Source organism: Amycolatopsis pittospori, from assembly GCF_013870525.1.
GTDB lineage: Bacteria > Actinomycetota > Actinomycetes > Mycobacteriales > Pseudonocardiaceae > Amycolatopsis > Amycolatopsis pittospori.
Window position 1 is genome coordinate 1 of the sequence record NZ_JACBXD010000188.1, and the last position, 2,387, is coordinate 2,387.

The 2,387-nt window shown below is 64.9% G+C and carries 3 protein-coding genes and 1 pseudogene; all 4 read right to left on the bottom strand.

The features are described from left to right. Positions 1-323: pseudogene (locus tag H5J31_RS39530) on the bottom strand (hydrogenase expression/formation protein HypE); the annotation flags it as partial. Next, entirely contained in the window at positions 320-1,447 is a 1,128-nt protein-coding gene (gene hypD / locus H5J31_RS39535) for a hydrogenase formation protein HypD (protein WP_181777769.1), read from the bottom strand. The gene hypD and the pseudogene H5J31_RS39530, both read right to left, overlap by 4 nt. A gap of 18 nt (positions 1,448-1,465) precedes the next feature. Continuing rightward, positions 1,466-1,738 (bottom strand): HypC/HybG/HupF family hydrogenase formation chaperone, encoded by a 273-nt coding sequence (locus H5J31_RS39540; protein WP_181777770.1) that lies wholly within the window; start codon positions 1,736-1,738, stop codon positions 1,466-1,468. Further along, a complete protein-coding gene (locus tag H5J31_RS39545) occupies positions 1,711-2,244 on the bottom strand; it encodes a hydrogenase maturation protease (protein ID WP_181777771.1) in 534 nt (177 codons plus the stop codon). Before H5J31_RS39545 ends, H5J31_RS39540 begins: the two co-directional genes overlap by 28 nt. Positions 2,245-2,387 lie beyond the last annotated feature (143 nt).

The following is a 2,387-nucleotide window of genomic DNA, read 5'->3' on the forward strand; positions in this document are numbered from 1 at the left end:
TCGTTGATGGTGCCGTTGATGGCGAGGTCGCCGATGTTCCCGCCGGGGAAGAACAGTGGTGACACGACGTAGGAGTCGGTGGTGAGTGCCAGCCGGGTGCCGTCGATGGCCAGGGTGGCTGCGTCTTCGAGCGGTTCGAGCTGGGGGTTGCGGAACGCGTCGAGGAAGATCGCTTCGATGAGGGTGTGGGTGGCTTTGCCGCCGGAGCCGTGTGCGAGGGTGATGCGTTCTTCGCGGACTTTGGCTCGGCGGCGGCGGGTTTTGTCGATGCGGTCGAGTACGCGTTGTTCGTGTTCGGGTGTGGTCTTGTTTTCGGTGGTCATCGGGTGCTCGCTTCGCGGACTCTGGTGCGGGTGAAGCGGCCGAAGTTGTAGTAGGCGGCGCAGGCGCCTTCGGGTGAGACCATGCAGGTGCCGATGGGGGTTTCGGGGGTGCAGGCGGTGCCGAAGACTTTGCATTCCCAGGGTTTGAGTACGCCTTTGAGTACTTCGCCGCATTGGCAGGCTTTGGGGTCGGCGACCCGGACGCCGGGGATGTGGTATTTGAGTTCGGCGTCGAATCGGGCGTACTCGTCACGGATCCGCAGGGCGGAGTGGGAGATGAACCCGAGCCCGCGCCATTCGAAGTAGGGGCGTAGTTGCATGGTTTCGTTGATGACGCGTAGCGCGGTCGGGTTTCCTTCCCAGGGGACGACGCGGGAGTATTGGTTCTCGACCTCGGAGCGGTTTTCCTTGAGTTGCAGCATCAGCTGGTAGATGGCTTGGAGGATGTCGAGTGGTTCGAAGCCGGCGACCACGATCGGTTTGCCGTAGCGGCCGGCGATGAACTCGTAGGGGTGGCAGCCGATCACGGTGGAGACGTGGCCGGGGCCGATGAAACCGTCCAGGCGCAGGTCGGGGGAGTCGAGGATGGCTTTGATGGCGGGGATGATGGTGATGTGGTTGCAGAAGATGGAGAAGTTGTCGATGCCGTCGGCGGCGGCGCGCAGGATGGTCATCGCGGTGGAGGGTGTGGTCGTCTCGAACCCGATGGCCATGAACACGACGTCGCGGTCGGGGTTCTGGCGGGCGATCTTGAGGGAGTCCAGCGGGGAGTAGACCATGCGGATGGTGGTGCCTTCGGCGTTGGAGTCGAAGAAGTTCCCGTCGCTGCCGGGGACGCGCATCATGTCGCCGAAGGAGGTCATGAGGACCTCGGGTTGTCGGGCGATGCTGATGGCGTCGTCGATGCGGCCCATCGGGATCACGCAGACCGGGCAGCCGGGTCCGTGCACGAGGGTGATGGCTTCGGGCAGGTAGTCCTCGAGGCCGTGTTTGTAGATGGTGTGGGTGTGTCCGCCGCAGACTTCCATGAATTTGTACTCGCGGCCGGGTTCGCACAGCCCGGCGATCTTCGACGCCAGCGCTCTGGCTTTCTCGGCGTCGCGGAACTCGTCCACAAAACGCATATCGCCGCCCTTTGTTGTCTAGAGGATGTGGGATTCCCGTAGTGCCGCTATTTCGTCGTCGTAGGCCTTGCCGATGCTTTCGAGGAAGTCCATCGCGGCTTTGGCCTCGGTCTCGTCGATCTTCGACAGGGCGAAGCCGACGTGGATGAGGACCCAGTCGCCGGGTGCGATCCCTGTGTCGGCGACCAGCCCGATGTTGATCGCCCGGGTGACGCCGCTGACGTCGACCCGCGCCAGATCCGGCCGGTCGGACAGGATCTCGATCACTTCTCCGGGAATGCCAAGACACATGGCGGCACCTGCTTCCTGCCCGTCTCCGGGTCCGTGTACTCCTCGACGAGATCGGCCACCACACCGGCCGCCGTGCCGACCGCGGCCTCGACGGCGGGGCTGAGTCCCATCCGCTGTGCCAGCACCGCCGGTTCACACCCCACGAGCAGTACCCGGCCGGGGTCACCACCGAGCAGCGCGACCAGGTTCAGCACCACATCGGGCTGCATGCCATGCGCGTCGAGCGCCTCTCCGGTGACCTGGGGTGGCCCGTCCGGGAGGTCCAGCTCGACGACATACACCGTGCCCGGCGGGTCACCGCGCATCGTGGCGTCGACCAGGACCGTCAGCCCGTAACCACCGCCCGCCAGATCGTAGGCCAGATGCAGACCGCGGATGCCGTAGTCGGCCACCCGCACACCGTCTGGGAAGTCCTGTGTGGACAGGCGCCGGACGACCTCGACACCGAACCCGTCATCACCGAGGAAAATGTTCCCGACCCCGGCCACCAGCACCCGGCGCGTCACAGCGGCTCGACCTCATCGACACCGAAATAGCGATACCGGCCATGCTGAGCGTAAAGCTCGGAACCAAGATCATCCTCCAGCGTCACCGCGAGATGCCAGACGTCGTCGACGTCGAGCAACACCGCCCGCACGACCGCGACCCG